Raw genomic sequence first — 17327 nt, forward strand, 5'->3', positions numbered from 1 at the left:
CAACTTAACGGTGTGCTTCAGACAACAAACTTGATTGGTAACGGGGCAACAAAGCTTAATATTAAAGCTCCGTCAACCGAACGCGCGCAGCCAGAATCTCGATGGAGCCGCGCACCATCCCGATTGGTTGGGCAAGTAGTCAAACAGCAAATTGGCAGTCCGCGATAGGGTCGGGACTGAAAAAGAGATGTTGATGTTAGATGTTGATGTTAATGTAATCCTCGTAAGCCGAACAGCCCGGGCATTGAAGCGGCTGTTCGTCAGGAGGTGGCGTGAACTCGATCGCGAAGAAATCCCTCGCTTGGCTGCTTGCGCTCGTCCCCGCGTTGGCGATCGCCGCCCCGGCCGGCGCACAGAATGGCACGCCTAGCATCGTCGAGGCAGCTGATGGCACGGCGACGGTGGTGATGCCCGATGGCAATCGCTACACGATTTCGGGCGGTACGCTCTCTGGGGACGGCTCCAACCTCTTCCACAGCTTTCGCGAGTTCGGGCTCAAACCTCACGAAATTGCTACCTTCCTATCCAATCCCAACATTCGCAATATTTTGTCGCGGGTCACGGGCGGGAACGCTTCGGTGATTCGCGGACTGATCGAAGTCAGTGGCGGCACCTCGAATCTGTTCTTGATCAACCCGGCGGGCATCATTTTCGGTCCCGAAGCACGGCTCAACGTCCCGGGCGACTTCACGGCCGCAACTGCCACTGGTATCGGCTTTGAGGACGGGGGGTGGTTTACCGCGAGCGGTGCAAACGATTACACCAACTTAGTTGGCGACCCGAACGTGTTTGCCTTCGATGCGGAGTCCGGAGCGATTGTTAATGCCGGCGAGTTGAGCGTTGCAGACGGACACGGGCTGTTACTGCTAGGCAGTTCGGTGGCAAACACGGGCACCTTGAGTGCGGACGACGGACGCGTCACGCTCGCGGCGGTGGAGGGAACCAATCGCGTGCGAGTTTCCTTGCCGGGGCACCTGCTGAGCTTAGAAATCGAGGTCCAGCCGGACCAGATAGTCACCGCCAACCATTTGCCCGAGCTGTTGACCGGGAGCGGAAGTGACGTTGCCACCGGCTTGAGCGCAGTTGGGCAGACCGTAGCAGTGGATGCTACCGGGCAGCTGGTGCCGGGGGGACCGGGCAGCGCGATCGCCTCGGGCACGATTGAGGCGGCAGAGGTGCAGGTATTCGGCGATACCGTTGCCGTCGTCGGGGCAGACATTGACGCGTCGGGCAACTGGGGTGGCGGGGTAGTCCTCATTGGCGGCGACACGCGCGGGGTCGGTCCCCTGCCCACTGCCGAGCGGGTATTTGTAGACGCCGGGAGTACGATCGCAGCCGATGCCCTGGTCAATGGGGAAGGGGGCAAGGTCGTCATCTGGGCGGATGGAGTCGCGGGCTTCTCCGGCGAGATTAGCGCTCGCGGTGCCGGGGCCGGCAACGCAGGAGGATTTGTAGAGGTATCCGGTCGCGAGGCACTGTTCGTAGATGGTCGCATCGATGCCAGTGCGCCAGCGGGCAGTGACGGGACGATCTTGCTCGACCCGCGCAACATCTTCATCGTTGCGGAAGCGGACGCACCCGATAACGGCGAACTGTCGGACAATCAAATTCTCTTTGCAGATGGCGGTCCGACCACCGATTTCACGATCTCTGACGTTGCCCTCACCTCGCTAATGGGCAATGTCGTGCTCGAAGCACAGAACAACATCTCGGCTGAGGCAGCAGCCGTCCTGGATCTAGGTCAGATCACCGGGGAAAGCATTAGCTTTAGTGCGGGGAACGACATCATCCTTAACACCGATATCTCTACACAGGGTGGAGATGTGGTGCTGACGGCAACGAACAATATCACGACGCAGAATATCTCTACAGGGGGAGGAGATGTCCAAATTGTCGCAGCTTCTAGTAATATCACGACGCAGAATATCGAAACGACGTCGTTATTGCCGGGAGATAGCGGGGCAGTTGACCTGCTGGCTGGCGGAGCGATCGCAACAGGCTCAATCGCGACGAGCAGCTCTGGCGGCACTGGTGGAGCTATCACAGTCGGGAGCGGCACCGGTAACATTGACACCCTGAGTCTCAATGCGAGTGGGGGAGAAGGTAGCGGCGGGAACGTATTTCTGCTTTCGCTCGGCGGCGGTGGCAACATTCTCACTGGCTCCATTGACGCTAGCGGGGGCAGTGGCGGCGGCACGGTCGTTATCTATACCCTTGGCGGATTCGTGCGCGTCACCGACACGCTGCCCAACTCCGATCCGAATGGCGATCCCGTCAGCATTTCCACTAGCTCTAGTAATGGCAACAGCGGCGCGATTACTATCTTTCACGGCGGCAACGGCGAGATTCCTTTCATCGTGGGTGACTCCGAGCTCAACGGCTCTGAGGGCGTCCCCACCAGCGGTGACTTCACGATCGCGCCCGGCTCCTACCTATTCACGGAGGTCCAAGGCAACCAAGAAGGACCGGGCGCAGTTGCAATCAGCCCTGCCCCCGATATCCCCGACCCGGATATCCCTGATCCGGATATCCCCGAACCCGATATCCCCGAACCCGAGGATCCTGATATCGAGGATCCTGATATCGAGGATCCTGAAACTCCACTGTTACCGGCGAACACTGAAGCCAACCCCGTAAGGCAAGAACAACGACCCGTTACACAAAATCTTGCCTTCCGTCCGGACCTCGACGACGACATCCTGACTATCCAGAACGCGCGCGAGATCTTGCAGGAAATTGAGCGGGCTACCGGCATCAAGTCCGCACTGCTCTACGTCAACTTCGCCCCTGCCGCGATCGCGGGCGAGACGGCGTCGCGCGCGCCTGCAATCCCAACGAACGGATCCGTCGCGGCTGCGCCCGCACTTCCAACCGATAAAGCTTACGGAAGCATTGGTGCTCCCCCTGACGATCTCACTACCTCACCCGAGCTAAGCGTCCAAGCCGCCGATGGTGCTGCAAGCGCGCTTGCCGGCGACTTCCAGCGCATCGAAGCACAGTTTACCAACGAGTTCGAGGACTTTCTGTCGCTGCCCGAAGAGAAAGCCAGCCCGACCCTCACCACCCCCTACCGCGACGGCGATCGCCTAGAAATCCTGTTGGTCACGGCGGATAGCCCGCCCAAGCGTCTCGTCGTTCCCGAGGCTACCCGTGCAGAGGTGCTCGAGCTCGCTCAGACTATGTACGGATTCGTCTCCGATCCGCGCTTTATCGGTACGGACGATTACCTCGAACCCTCACAGCAGCTTTATAACTGGTTGTTGGCACCGCTTGTATCCGACCTCGTTGCCAACGAGATCGACAACCTCGTCTTCGTGATGCCCAGAGGTTTGCGCCTGCTCCCCGTTGCCGCCCTCCACGACGGCGAGCAGTTCGTCGCCCAGCGTTATAGTGCCGGTCTCGCGCCGAGCTTGAGCCTCAACGACAACCTCTACCGCGATGTCAAAGACTTGCGCGTCTATGCAGTAGGAGCCTCCGAGTTTCCCGGCGAACAAGAGCAGGTGCCATTGCCCGCCGTTAGCGTCGAAGTCCCCGCGATCGCCTCTCGTCTCTGGCGCGGCGACTCGGTCTTGAACGAAGACTTCACGATTGAAAACTTCCAAGCCGAACGGCGCAGCAACCCCACCGGTATCATCCACCTCGCAACCCATGCCGACTTCCGTTTCGACAGTCCTAACGATATTTATATCCAGTTCTACGACGACCGCCTGCGTCTGGATCGAATTCGCGAACTCAATCTCAACGATCCACCCGTGGAACTGATGGTACTGAGTGCTTGCCGGACCGCAGTCGGCAACGAGAGCTACGAGTTGGGCTTCGCAGGGCTAGCGGTGCAAGCGGGGGTCAAGACGGTAGTCGCAAGTCTTTGGTACGTGGGCGACACGGGGACGCTCGGCTTGATGACGGAGTTTTACAACCAGCTCAACACGGCACCGATAAAAGCAGAAGCCCTGCAGCTGGCTCAAGTTGCCCTCATTGAAGGGGGTGTCAGCAAAGTCGATGGGGATGTCGTCGGACCCTCCGGCACCTATGCACTCCCCGAAGCCGCGGCGGCTATCGAAGAAGATTTGTCGCACCCGTTCTATTGGGCGAGCTTCACGGCGATCGGCAGTCCCTGGTAGGGATTCATCAATTTAGCGGGGGGCGATGACGACACCCCATTTCTGTTTGGGGTTGGACTTGCTATGGTTATGAGTAACGCTGGCAGCCTCGGTCTGCTCCTTAACTGATGGGGAAGCTCGGTCTGCCTAATACGTCGCGGTCGCAACCCAGCCTCGGACGTCCCCGATGTGTTCTTTATGGTCGAGGGAGTGGTGATAGAGGTTGAGGGCTTGCTCCACTGGCACTTACTGCGCGTTGCCCGCCAGGTTGTGGTCGATCTCGGCTGGCTCCATATCTTCCTCTGTCAAAATCGTGTCGCAAGCTTTTTTTAGGAGTGCTGAATCGCAGTCTTGACCTTACCAAGCGGCTTCAGCGATCGCGCCAGTTGATGAGCGCACGATAGTCTTGCTCGCGGTTTGTGTCTCCCGCCGCATCGTCACAGCTTCCTGCAAGTGGCTGCGGTTAATCTAATCAATGCTCGGGGTTCGGGCAATTTCATCGCTCTTGAATTCCTTAAGCAACAAATAGCCGAAACAAGAGATCTAGGTTCGAGTCGGCTCGGATCTCTTTAGGAACACATCTTATGCTCCCCTAAAAGAAACTGAAGAGGCATCGAGCCTCAAAGCTGCCCGACGGCGATCGCCCGCGGCTCGCGCTTGCGGTCGACCAACACGCGCGGCCTGACCAGAATGCGAAATAGCAATAGCAATGACTGCAGCTCGCCTGGTGACTTGCGGCTGAGCCACTGCCCGGGACGGCAGTAAATCAGCGCGATCGCGCGGCGCTGTTGGTCGAGAGTTAGTCCCTCGAACTCAATTTGCACGCGCGGCAGTTCTTGGGTCAGATCGCTGCGAACGAACCGACCTTGCAGCTCCAGCTTTTCTTCGGCAAGTTCTAGAGCAACCGATTGCCCGTGCGGCCGGTCCAACACCGGATGGGACTGGGTCAGCGCGATCTCGATGCCCAGTTCGGAAATGCGTGTCGTATAGCCCCAACCTTCGATCCCTTCGATATCCAGGCGCACGACTCGTCGCAGTCGATACCACTGATACGAATCCGGCTGCGGGAAGTCCAGCAACACCAGCAGCGATACCCAGAGCATCATCAAGTTGTAAGCACTCCACACCCAGCCGATACTCAAGCCCTCGACTTCATACATCATCGATACGCCCAGATTGCGCCACAAGCTCACTGCCGTGGCGGCGAACAGCACGAGTAGCGGCGCACCCAACACCCAATTGAAGCGAACGCGCTTGCTTGAGGTTCCTTTTGGCGTCACCTTGAACCCTTTTGAAAACGGCCGCAACATCACCTCGATCACGGTTAGTGCCAGTGGGAATGCCGACACGATCGCGTAAATGTCCGAGAGCAATGCGGAGCGGCTTTGGCAATTCAACCAGGAAAATACTGCCAGCTGAACGAGGTAGTACGGTACGAAGAAGTATAAAAACTCGGGTATTGTTGTCTCGAGCGGTATGACTCCTAAGAACGAATAGGCTAGGGGCATGAGCAAGAAGTAAATGCGCGTGAAGCTCGTAAACCAGTGCAGCAATCCTTCAAAATGGGCTAGGCGTTGGATCGGATTCAATCCCGGAATCGTCAAGGGGTTCGAGGTAATGAAAAACGCCTGCAGCGTCCCGCGTGCCCACCGAATGCGCTGTGTGATATGGGTAGCAATGTTCTCGGCAGCCAAACCGGCACTGAGTTTCTCATCGAGATACACCAAGTGATAGCCTCGTGCTGATAGGCGAATTCCGGTGAAGTAATCTTCGCTCAGCGAATCGGTGACGAAGCCGCCAGCGGCTTCCAATGCTGCTCGCCGCACTACAAATGCCGTTCCGGAGCAGACGACACTCCCTGCACCGTCTTTGATCGGCTGAATTTGTCGGTAAAATACTTCCTCTTCTGGCGTCAGAACGTCTTCGAGACCGAGGTTGTGAGCAATTGGGTCGGGATTGTAAAAGCTCTGGGGTGTCTGCACGAGGGCGACGCTGTCGCGTTGAAAGAAGCCGACCGTGCGTTGCAGGAAGTTGCGCGTCGGAATGAAGTCGGCGTCGAATACGGCGATGAGTTCGCCGTGGGTGAGAGGGAGCGCGTGGTTGAGGTTGCCAGCCTTCGCGTGCTCGTTGTCCGAACGCGTAATGTACTGGCAACCCAGTTCTTCGGCTAGTTTGCGAATGTGCTGTCGCCGCGTGTCGTCCAGCAAATAAATGGTTTTTGGCTCGTAGGCGATCGCCTGACAGCCGATCAGCGTGCGCCGCAAGATAAATTCCGGCTCGTTATAGGACGGGACTAAGATATCTACCGACGGTCGATAGCTCCCGGCGATCACGGCCGGTTGCAGGCGGTTGGCCTGGGGGGAGCGATCGCGAACGTTCAGCATCAAGAAAAGCTGGATCGTGCCGCTGGAGAGCATCAACATCTCCAGGAAAAACAGCAGCAAACTAAACGTGCCGTTGAGCGGGTCGCGGAGGTTGAGTGTCGATAGGGCCCGCCACATGATGTAGCGCATTGTCAGCACCATCAACACGCCGACGACGACGTAACGTGCCCAGCCCTTGGGTTGCGGCGAGATCTTGGTGACCGAGATAACAACGCCCCAGAGCATCAATGCCAGCAGCAGGAAATGCCGTTCCCGTAACGACATCGGCGGTTGCAACCACTGCGGGGGATTCGCTTGAAACTCTGCTAGGTGGGCGAAGAGTTCGCTGACAATGCCTTCTCCGGCAAACCAGGCGATCGCAACGCCGGCTCCCAAAACCACGATCGCGATCGCGATGAAGGTCGCGCTACGCAGTCGCAGAACGCGGGACTGCAGGCGATGGCGCATGCGCTGGCTAAAGAATTCGGAAACTGTCATGACCGACGCGACTCCCTTTGTCCAACTGCTGGGGTTCAGCTAACAACTCGACGATCCGTCACTCGACGCCTTCCAAGCGGAAACTAAAGTTTTGAATTTACCTTAAAATCTCTGGACCTATTGTCCATCTTGAGCTAGCAGTCTTTAGCCCACCATGACATTCTGAGATCGCCCTGAGAATTCGCTGTTGCACCGATCGGCATGTCCTCATGCTTCCTCGAGATTAGGTTGTCAGGATTGTAGCTGCATGCACCCGCCCGGGCGCGCGAGACCGGCGGGGTTGGACGGTATGCCCGCTGCTATGGTCGGCGATCGCGCCGCCTTGCACAGCGATCGAACCCGCAGGGTCGATTGCCGAAAGCGGCAAGCTGCTGCCCTTCGCACCGAAGCGGGCACAAAGCATGAGTGCTCTGGTATGCCAAACGCTTGCGGGTAGTAACTTTCAGGCCGAAACCCTTCAAGGATTCTGCGGCGGTCGGGATCAGACGATTTAAGCGTGACGACGCACTAAGTATTTTGACCTTGCAACACGCATAACGTTCGCTTCAGGATATGGGGGTAAGTCGGGTGCCTCAATCCGGACCGAGTTGCTTGCCCGACGACCGACCTAACATCCCAGGGTTGTTCCCCGTTGAATCATGACTCCCGAAGACTTTTCCTACATCATCCACCCCGCGATCGCGGTCATATTCGTGTTTCCGCTGATCGGTGCCGTGACACACTTTGCCCTGCAGACGCGTCAGCGTCGCTTAGAGGCTGCGGCCGGTGAGAAGAGTAAGGTGCCGGCTACAGTCGGACGCGAACACTTGCGTTTGGGTAAGTGGCTGGCGGCAGCAGTCGTAAGCGTGTCTTTACTAGGTCTGCTGCAGCCGATCCTGCTCAAGGGCATCATCGAGGGCAATCTGTTTGCCGAAGCGCCTTTTGAAGCAACGTTTCTGTTGCTAATGTTTCCGGCAACGGCCGCGTCGCTGGCATTGCTCTATCTCGCGCGGCAGCCGCTGTGGCGCGGCGTGTTCGCGACGCTGACGGGCATGGGATTGGTCGTGTTGGGCTGCAATGAGGCAATCTTCCGGCGCACTTATGAGTGGTACGTCTCCCACTACTATTTCGGGATCGTCGTTGCGCTGCTAATGGTGCTGTCGCTAGCGACGGTGGAAGATATTTATCGCGATCGCTCGCTAGCCTGGCGGCGCGCTCACGCCTTTTTGAACTCGGTGGCATTTCTGCTGTTCCTGGCTCAGGGAATGACTGGAGCCCGCGATCTGTTCGAGATTGCACTCTACAAGACCCCTTAATTCCGCAAAATCGACTAATGTCCCAGCTATCCCTTGATTTCAGCTCGTGACCGGATGTTGTGAGCGTTGCGCCTGCAGATTGGGGAGCTGGAACTAAATAGTGCAAATTTAGCCAGGCACGAGGAAGCGGTGCGCGATCGCCTGCCGTAAAAGGTTAACGCGCTGGTGCTGAGCTACGAACTGGCGGTGTGGCGATCGGAGTTGGTGTGCGATCGCGTGGGGACTCATCAACGGGAAACGCGTCTGGTCGAGTTGGACTGCCGCACGGCGACGGCAGCTCGATGCAGAAACTGTTTGCTGGCAGCTGGCTGAGGAGTTGGAGGCGGCGATCGCCGAACTATAAGGGCAGCAACGGCAGGAAGTCGTCGAACTTCTTTAACTGGTCGGCAACGAGACAGCAAGATCGCTATCGTTCGACTCGGTGGACTTGTCAGGTAAATGCTAATATCCGGCAGATTACGGGACAGTGCACAAGTGTCTCGGTGTTTTGTCACCGCGATGGCGCGACCGAACTTGGAGAGTACGAATCGACCGAGGACAGGGCTAGGCTGAAGGAGCCTAGAAGGCAACAGGTAACCCATCCCTTTTTGCAGAAATTCGACTTAAGCTAGGGGGCGAGCGGATCATTTACAGCTCCGTCTGGTAGGGCGCATAATATCGAGTGTCATACGACTTGGGTTGCAAGCCAGCTCATAATTCCTGTAAGAATAGAATCTTTTAGTTTTGCTAAACATTGTGAAATCCTCAACGAAGTCAATCCCCGTTCAACTCACCAACGGTATAAAGGTATACATCCAGGCGACTGCGGATGATGCAGACGAAGAGAGTATGCAAGTTGGCGATGAAGTCGAGAGTGATGTAGCTCTCAAATTTCCCACGGTCGAGGGCATTGCCGAGGCAATTGAGGGAGTTGCTCAAACGGTTAAAGTGGGTTTGGATAAAGTCAGTCCTACGAAAGCAAGAGTAGAATTCAGTTTGGAATTTGGCTTTGAGTCCGGGCAATTAACTGCCCTAATCGTGCAGGGAAGCCAGAAGGCGAACCTGAAGATTGCATTGGAGTGGGAGAAGGGGAAGAAGTAAGTTGGCTGCGACTCTAGGCAAGGAAATATATACTTTATTTTATGACTGTGTGGTTCGTGTTAGATCAGGCAGTGGACAGGGAACGGGCTTCTTCGTTTCCCCAGGTCGGATAATGACTTGCGCTCATGTCATTGGCTGTGCAAATCCCGACCAAGTTCAAACATATTGGCGTCAAAAGGAATTGATTCCTACGAGAGTTGACTCTCAATGGCAGGAGTCCGGTAACGAAGGCAATCTCGATATCGCAGTTTTGCATGTTGCGATTACCGAGCATCCCTGTGTTGAGTTGGATGTTGATGTACTTCCACGCGATCGCCTACACAGTTTTGGCTACCCCGAAAACAAGCATGGGGGTCAACCACTAGGACCGGAATGTGTAGGTCTAACCGAAGAAGAGAAGTTTCTAGTTCTTAAAGATGAGAATATACGTCCTGGGTTTAGTGGGGCTCCCTTACTCAACGAGAGAACATTGAAGGTTTGTGGTGCCATCAAGAGCAATCGCTCCATTCAGGTTGTGAATAATATCTTCAGAGGATTTGGAGGATATGCAATTCCCATTCACAGAATTCTCTATCAATTTCCGCGTGTACGAGAAGACAATGATGTATTCCACGCCCAGGATAAGAAATGGCACTCTGCCATGAATCCGATGTCAAGAAATAACGAGACAAAAGCATCTGCAGAGAAAGAAAGCTTGACTAGTAGAGTCAAAAGGCGTGCAATGCAAGAGCGTCTGGTTCGGCTAGAGAAGGAATATACGGCTTGCAACCAGCAAATTGGAAGATGTTTCAATGACGTAGAGAAAATGCGACTAGAGTATCAGGCAAGCCAAATTCTTCAAGAGATAAGAGATATTGAAGATAGTTTAAGTTGATATTTATCCGCGAGGAAGGTACATCTGTTTTATTCAGAGGCGGTGCATGTGATAGTTTCGGGTGGTAGCAACACGGTTAGGGAGACTGTGCGCATAGCAAAGACCGAGCGTCTTAACACGCTGGCACGCGAATATGTCAATTGTAATCGTCAGCTTCAATGTTCAGATAATAATGTTGCTCGTTCCCGCCTGAACTGTCAGTTACAGAATATCGAACAACAAATGATGGCGGTAGAGTCCGAGCTAGAGGAATTAGATAGTGCCAGCCAAGACAGCAATCGATGTCAATTAATTCTAGACGAAAACCTGCCCAAAATAGATTTTAAAGCTGCGATTCAAAGAGTGCAAGGAATTTTCAAGGGATTCCCTCCTGAAGGGGGTGCCGCCCTATTTCTAGTACAGAATAGTTTACCCTTTATGGGAGATCTGCTAGTCAAGGAGATCAAGGATTGCTTATCCAAATCTACTCGTGACTTCAGAGTATACCCTGTCAGCTTTTCGCCTGGCAGTGGACTCGATCAACTAACTTTTCTCCATCGAATAGCCGATCAGCTTGGCGTGGGGGTCTCAGAACGTGTGGAATGTAAGAAGAAATACGTTGAATCAATAGTCGAGAAGATCTGCGGATCTTTGCGGACTGGTAGCACGATTTTTTTTGAATTTAGCCAATGGGATAACGTTCCATCGACGGCTCAACCAGAGTTGCTGGCTTGGTTGATCCAGGATTTTTGGCACTATCTGGAAAGGCGATTGAGGGATACTGCTAACAAGTGGCGAAAGATCAGAATCGTTGGCACGATTGTTGTTGACGGGATGATTGCTGAAGGTTGTACTCAATCGGTTGCTTTTTGTAATGATGTCGATAAATTTGATATGAAGAATTTATTCGAGTTGCCCTTAGAGCAGTGGCTCGAAAGCGATATAGCAGATTGGTTGGGTAGCTTTTCCGATCTACCTGCTGATACTATCGACGCCATTGCAAGACGCATATACCGCGCAAGCCTGGGTGGAATGCCATGCCTCATTTGCGAGGCGCTGAGGAAAGAACCACAACTGAAACAAACGAAAATAAGATGAAAAACACGTTAGATTTTAAGGGTATCCAGAAGCGACAAACTAACACTCCTCATTCAGATTCACCCCAGCACCCCGAGCCTTATATTGCATCGAAGCTGTTAGTTGATGCGGTTAATCTTGCTATTTTCCTACAGCGACCTTTATTGCTGGAAGGAGAAGCGGGTTGTGGTAAAACTCGATTGGCAATCGCGTTAGCCTATGAACTGGGGCTCCCACTATATCGCTGGAATATTCGATCAACAACTAAGTATCAAGAAGGGCTCTACGAGTATGATGCCGTGCTGCGATTGCATGACGTTCATGCGCGCCAAGCAGGAGAGTTGCCGAGAGATCCAGCCTATGCAGATAATTACATCGAGTACGGTCCTCTTGGTAAAGCATTTACTGTAACTGATCGTCCGGCTGTAGTCCTTATTGACGAGATTGACAAGGCAGAGCTAGATTTTCCTAACGATCTGCTTGCTGTTCTGGACGAGCCGTGGGAATTTCGGATTCGCGAAACGGGCGGCGATCCCATTCGAGCCCACCACGTTCCCATCGTCATAATAACCAGCAATAAAGAGAAAGGGAACCTCCCCGCCCCGTTCTTGCGGCGCTGTCTCTATCACTTTATTAAGTTCCCAGATACGGAGGAAGCGTTACAGGAGATTGTTGAAGTTCACTACCTCATTCGAGAAGAAAAGCCACCATCGCCCGACTTGGCCAAATCTGCGATTTCAAGGTTTCTACAGCTCCGGGAGCGTGAAGGGCTGTACAAGAAACCTGGGACAAGTGAGTTTCTCGATTGGTTACGGGCTTTAGCTAGTTTCCGAGGTGAACCCTTCCCTACAGAGGGTTTGCAGGATGGAGGGTCTGTTCCCTATCCCGAGCTACTATTCAAGCTGCGCGCAGATTGGCGTAATTTCGCCATCGCGTTATGAGCGACTTTCTTGACGCACAAAAGCTGGTAGCTCTTCTCTTTCTACGGCTGCGAAAGAGTGGCTTCGATCTGGGGGTCGGTGAGTATTTTGCGGCGCTGGAAGCTGTGGAGGGTGGCTACGGACGATCGCGGCCCGTACTGCAGCGGACACTAAAGCTGATGTGGTGTACGTCGCGCTCTCAGCAGAGTCAGTTCGATCTGCTCTGGGAAATGGTCATTCGGCAACTGGAGTCCGAACTACCACCACCCGTACAGGAGATTGAGGGGCACGAGTTCAACTCGACGCAGGCAGAGGTGGCGCCTTCATTATCCCAGGCCACACCACCACCGGTTACCGAAGTCTCAGAGGAGCCAGAGCCAGATGGCATTAGTGCTGCGCCGCTGCCCGTGCGCCCGCCATTTGTGCCAGCGGAAGTCGAAGAGTTGGTTGAGTTGCAGACCTATTGGCCGATTTCCCATCGGGACATGCTGTATGCGTGGCGCTACCTGCGTCGGATGGTTCCAGGCGGGCCGGTTGATGTGCTAGATGTGTCCGCAACGGTAGAGCGGACAGCACGAGAGGGTTTCTTTCTGGCTCCCGTATACCATCAGCGCGATCGCAATGAAGCAGGTCTAATATTGTTCGTCGATCAAAATGGCTCGATGATGCCGTTTCATCGATATACGCGCGATCTGGTCGATACAGCGAAAAATGGAGGTGTACTGCACTCGGAGCAGGTGGCGGCGTTCTATTTTCAGAATGTCCCAGGCGATTACGTGTACGCGGATCGCAATCTGATGCAGCCAGTCGCACTGGAGCGAGTACTGGAGCAATGCGATCGCGATACGAGCATGCTGATTGTTAGCGATGCGGGGGCAGCGCGGGGCTACCGCAAGCTCGCGCGGTTGCGGGCGACGACAGCGTTTGTGCTGGCGCTGCAGCAGCGAGCGAGCGCGATCGCGTGGCTGAATCCGATGCCGAGATTGCGCTGGAAAGGCAGTTCGGCAGAACTCGTCGCGGGTTTAGTACCTATGTTTCCAATGAATGAGGACGGGTTCAGTCAGGCAATTGATGTGGCACGAGGTCAAGTGCCGGCATGACAACTTTGACGCCGCAGATGCAGAGAGAGCGAGCACGAGCAGCGGTCGATCGCTTCGTGGGGCGGTTTGGCGAGCCGTATCGCGTGCTGGCTTACTATGCGGCGCTGCCGCTGGTGCTGACACCGGACTTGCTGCACTATCTGCGGAACGAGTTTCTGCGCGATCGTGGGGTGCCGTGGGTGGCAGAGGCCGACCTGTTGCTATCGGATTTGTGTCGTCCAGTAGGCTACGAGCTGTATGTGGTGGATACAGCAGTGAGAGCGTATCTATTGGAGGATATGGAATGCGTGCTGGGACAATCGCAGATGGAGGCGGTGGCGCGGCTGCTCATTAGCTACTTGCGGTATTTAATGCAGAACAGTCCGCAGCTAGACGAGCGCGAGCTGGAAGCGCAGCAGTGGGCGGCAATGGTGTATTTGGAGGCACGGCGAGAGACGGTGGTGCGCGAGATCGCTGGTAAGTTTTTACACGCAACGTTGGCTGCTGAGCCATTAGCAGGAGAGTCATTGCTTGTAAGTCAACAGGAGATGGCTCGGTTGGCGAGGATCACTCGTGAGTTGGCGCCCCAGCTTCGGGAATATCCGGCGTTAGTGGAGTACGCCGCAACAATCGCGCAATTGCTGAGAGCTCCGAGAGAGGTCTTGCCGCATTCGTTGCGCTCCTCGTACCGCATTACAGCAGACGTGGAGCTAGAAATTCCCGAGTCACTGTTACCCACGTTAGCTCTCAAGCCGGATGCGTCAGAGATTTTATCAAAGCCGATTTTAGAGGGGGGTCCCAAGCGGCAAGTGTTGGAGTTCGAAACGGCGCAATTAGTCGATCCGGATGAGGAGGCGCTTTCTGCTACAGATTGGGTTCCTCCCTTAGAGACAGAGTCTGTCACGGTGGTAACGATCGCGCTGGAACCTGCCACTGAAGAGAGCCCAGAAGCGGAGTTGGAGGCCTTTGAATTTGAAAGCGCGCGGATTGCACGCACGCGGAAACGGTGGGCAATCCGCAAAACGCGCAGACATGGTCACCAGTTTATAGAGCAATTAATTGAGGGCGTTCAACTGGAAATGGTGGCAATACCAGGTGGGACGTTCCTGATGGGGTCTCCGAAGGACGAATCGGAGCGGGAAAACGACGAAGGGCCGCAGCACGAAGTGACGATCCCACCATTGTTCATAAGCAAATACCCGGTGACACAGGCACAGTGGAAATTTGTGGTGGCGGAATTGCCGCAAGTCAAGTGCGAACTCCCTCCCCTCCCTTCGAACTTCAAGGGGAGCGATCGCCCCGTTGAGCAAATCAGCTGGTACGAGGCGGTGGAGTTCTGCGATCGCCTAGCCGCCTGCACGGGACGCCCGTGCCGACTGCCCTCGGAAGCGGAGTGGGAGTATGCCTGTCGTGCGGGAACGACGACGCCATTCCACTTCGGTGAAACCATCTCCCCAGCGTTGGCAAACTACAACAGTACTAGTACTTACAGCAATGGTCCGAAGGGCAAATATCGCCAGAAGTCAACACCGGTTGGAAGTTTCCCCGCCAACGATTTTGGTTTGTACGACATGCACGGAAACGTCCTTGAATGGTGCCAGGACCAGTACCACGAGAAGTACGCGGAGGGGGTCTTTCCGTGCGACGGTAGTGCCTGGGAGGACCGGGGAAAGAGCGCAGAACGCATATTACGCGGCGGCGCCTGGTTCGGCTTTCCGAGGTGGTGCCGCTCTGCGTACCGCTACCACTTCAATCCCGGCGCCCGCAACTACGCTATCGGTTTCCGGGTTGCGTGCGCCGCGCCGAGGACGTAGCCCTTGTATCTTGGGAAGTGTGGCAGACCGTCTATCCCTTGGTCCAAAGTAGACCGTAGAAAAGCTTGGGTCGCCACATCCCCTCGTTAGAACTCGGAAAATCGCCTGGGACACCAAGCCCGCATCGTGCAAGGTCGAGTCGCTGCAGGGGTAACCGCACCGTTATTAAGGTTAGCCGCCATGGATAACACTATCTGTTGGGTCGGGATTGACGTATGCAAGCAACACCTTGATGTTGCCATTCGCCCTCACGACCAGATGCTCCAGTTCCCGAACACCGACGGCGGCATCGCCGCCCTAGTCGCCCAGCTGCGTCCCCTGCAGCCAGAGCGCACTGTACTTGAGGCAACGGGTGGGATGGAACGGGCAGCCGCCGTCGCACTCCAGTCAGCCGGTTTGGCTGTTGCGGTCATCAACCCCCGACAAGGGCGAGATTTCGCCCGCGCCATCGGTCGGCTCGCCAAAACAGACCGCATCGATGCCACCGTGCTGGCGCATCTGGGAGAAGCCCTCCGACCGCCGGTCCGACCCTTGCCCAGCACGGAAGCGCGGCACTTGAAGGAACTGGTGACGCGACGCCGCCAAATCGTGGAGATGATTGGCGCGGAAAAGAGCCGTTTGTCCGGGACAACGGGAGCTGCGAAAGCCGATATTCAAGCCCACATTGACTGGATGCAAGAGCGCCTGGGTCGGCTCGACCGGGAAATCGAAGCAGTCAAGCGTCAGCATGTGGAGTGGTCGGAGAAAGCAGACCTGCTGGAGAGCGTGCCGGGTGTCGGACCCGTCATCGCGATGACGCCGATCGTGGAGTTACCGGAGCTAGGGCGTCTCAACCACAAGCAAATTGCGAGCTTGGTGGGAGTGGCGCCGCACAACCGAGACAGCGGCAAAGTGCGGGGCAAACGGACAATCTGGGGAGGGCGAGCGGCAGTGCGGGCGGCACTGTACATGGGAGCCTTAGTCGGGAAGCGGTTTAACCCAGCACTCAAGGACTTCTACGAGCGTTTAAAACAGGGCGGGAAAGCAACGAAGGTGGCTTTAACAGCCTGCATGCACAAACTGTTGACCGTGTTGAATGTGATGGTCAAAAAGGGAGAACGGTGGCGGGCACCGAGCGCGGCGTGAGAGCAGAGCGGCAACACAATGACAGGCTGCTACTTGACAACCAAGATAATCGCTTTTCTCTTTTTCACTCTTTCCCTTCTCCGCGTCACCAGCGCACAAAGTAAGGTTTTGTTGCGGGAATATTGCATTTAGGTTGAAGTATGGTCAAAGCCGATCGCCAGCCGCGCATCACTTACGATCGCCAACAAGTTGAGGTGCAGTTCTTCCGGGAACAGCTCGATGAGAACGTCCACATCAAGATGATGTCGATTCCCGGCGGCACGTTCTTGATGGGATCGCCGGAGTCCGAGCTGGAGAGACTCGATCGTGAAGGACCCCAACACGAGGTCAGCGTGCCACCATTCTTTATGGGCAAATATCCCGTTACCCAGACGCAGTGGCGGATCGTGGCAGCGACTTTTCCTCAGGTGAATCGCAAACTCAACCCCGACCCATCGCACTTCAAGGGAAGCGATCGCCCCGTCGAGCAAGTCAACTGGTACGAGGCGGTGGAATTCTGCGATCGCCTAGCTGCCTACACAGAACGACCCTACCGACTGCCGAGCGAAGCGGAGTGGGAATATGCTTGCCGCGCGGGAACGACAACTCCGTTTCACTTTGGCGAAACGATAACAACCGAGCTGGCGAACTATCGCGGCACGGATTTGGAATTTGATGGTCAAACCTACAGCGGTGCCTACGGGGAGGGTCCACATGGTGAGTATCGCGAAGGGACAACACCGGTGGGTCAGTTTGCGATCGCCAACGAATTTGGTCTGTGCGACATACACGGAAACGTCTATGAATGGTGTCAGGACCAATATCACGAGAGGTACGACGAGGGTGTCGTTCCATGTGATGGAAGTGCCTGGGAGAACCGGGAAGAGGGCGAAACACGCATATTACGCGGCGGCTCCTGGTACGTCAATCCGAGGGGGTGCTGCTCTGCGTACCGCTTCCGCTTCGATCCCGGCGTCCGCGGCAACTATTTCGGTTTCCGTGTAGCGTGCGCCGCGCCGAGGACGTAACCCTTTTCACTTTTTCACTCTTTCCCTTTTCCGCGCAAGATTTTTCTCTTTGCGAACAAATTAAACAATCCTTTATCCCTCCTCTTCGGGCAGCCGAGCTGGTAGATTCAAAGTCC

General features: G+C 55.5%; 13 protein-coding genes. 11 read left to right on the forward strand and 2 right to left on the reverse strand.

Annotated features, from left to right (window positions below; all coding sequences use genetic code 11):
• Positions 1-272 precede the first annotated feature (272 nt).
• The gene (locus tag KR51_RS06975) at positions 273-4121 is read left to right on the forward strand and encodes a CHAT domain-containing protein (protein ID WP_022606262.1); all 3849 of its coding nucleotides are present in this window, start codon (positions 273-275) and stop codon (positions 4119-4121) included.
• Positions 4122-4720: 599 nt separating this feature from the next.
• Here KR51_RS06975 and KR51_RS06980 read toward each other — a convergent pair.
• Positions 4721-6961 carry a glycosyltransferase family 2 protein gene (locus KR51_RS06980; protein WP_022606266.1) on the reverse strand — a complete coding sequence of 747 codons (2241 nt, stop codon included), beginning with the start codon at positions 6959-6961 and terminating at the stop codon, positions 4721-4723.
• Between the two features lie 223 nt (positions 6962-7184).
• Entirely contained in the window at positions 7185-7364 is a 180-nt protein-coding gene (locus KR51_RS06985) for a hypothetical protein (RefSeq protein WP_022606268.1), read from the reverse strand.
• A gap of 235 nt (positions 7365-7599) precedes the next feature.
• Between KR51_RS06985 and KR51_RS06990 the strand changes: the two genes are divergently transcribed.
• From KR51_RS06990 to KR51_RS07030, 10 genes are all read left to right on the forward strand, one after another.
• Positions 7600-8256 (forward strand): DUF4079 domain-containing protein, encoded by a 657-nt coding sequence (locus KR51_RS06990; protein ID WP_022606270.1) that lies wholly within the window; start codon positions 7600-7602, stop codon positions 8254-8256.
• Between the two features lie 165 nt (positions 8257-8421).
• Positions 8422-8568, forward strand: coding sequence for a hypothetical protein (locus KR51_RS19375; protein WP_156915007.1), 147 nt, complete (start codon positions 8422-8424; stop codon positions 8566-8568).
• Between the two features lie 423 nt (positions 8569-8991).
• Entirely contained in the window at positions 8992-9336 is a 345-nt protein-coding gene (locus KR51_RS06995; protein ID WP_022606272.1) for a CU044_2847 family protein, read from the forward strand.
• 1 nt (position 9337) lies between these two features.
• The gene (locus KR51_RS07000) at positions 9338-10210 is read left to right on the forward strand and encodes a trypsin-like peptidase domain-containing protein (RefSeq protein WP_071783234.1); all 873 of its coding nucleotides are present in this window, start codon (positions 9338-9340) and stop codon (positions 10208-10210) included.
• Between the two features lie 48 nt (positions 10211-10258).
• Entirely contained in the window at positions 10259-11287 is a 1029-nt protein-coding gene (locus KR51_RS07005) for a hypothetical protein (RefSeq protein WP_022606274.1), read from the forward strand.
• Entirely contained in the window at positions 11284-12207 is a 924-nt protein-coding gene (locus KR51_RS07010; protein WP_022606275.1) for an AAA family ATPase, read from the forward strand. The genes KR51_RS07005 and KR51_RS07010 overlap by 4 nt, the downstream gene beginning before the upstream one ends.
• Positions 12204-13286: a hypothetical protein gene (locus KR51_RS07015; RefSeq protein WP_022606277.1), complete on the forward strand. Its 1083-nt coding sequence runs from the start codon at positions 12204-12206 to the stop codon at positions 13284-13286. The genes KR51_RS07010 and KR51_RS07015 overlap by 4 nt, the downstream gene beginning before the upstream one ends.
• Positions 13283-15079 (forward strand): formylglycine-generating enzyme family protein, encoded by a 1797-nt coding sequence (locus KR51_RS18150; protein WP_022606279.1) that lies wholly within the window; start codon positions 13283-13285, stop codon positions 15077-15079. Before KR51_RS07015 ends, KR51_RS18150 begins: the two co-directional genes overlap by 4 nt.
• A 180-nt stretch (positions 15080-15259) precedes the next feature.
• A complete protein-coding gene (locus KR51_RS07025) occupies positions 15260-16204 on the forward strand; it encodes an IS110 family RNA-guided transposase (protein WP_022606281.1) in 945 nt (314 codons plus the stop codon).
• 140 nt (positions 16205-16344) lie between these two features.
• Positions 16345-17211, forward strand: a complete 867-nt coding sequence (locus KR51_RS07030; protein WP_022606283.1) for a formylglycine-generating enzyme family protein — start codon at positions 16345-16347, stop codon at positions 17209-17211.
• The last annotated feature ends 116 nt before the right edge of the window (positions 17212-17327 follow it).

It is taken from the genome of Rubidibacter lacunae KORDI 51-2 (assembly GCF_000473895.1).
Taxonomy (GTDB): domain Bacteria; phylum Cyanobacteriota; class Cyanobacteriia; order Cyanobacteriales; family Rubidibacteraceae; genus Rubidibacter; species Rubidibacter lacunae.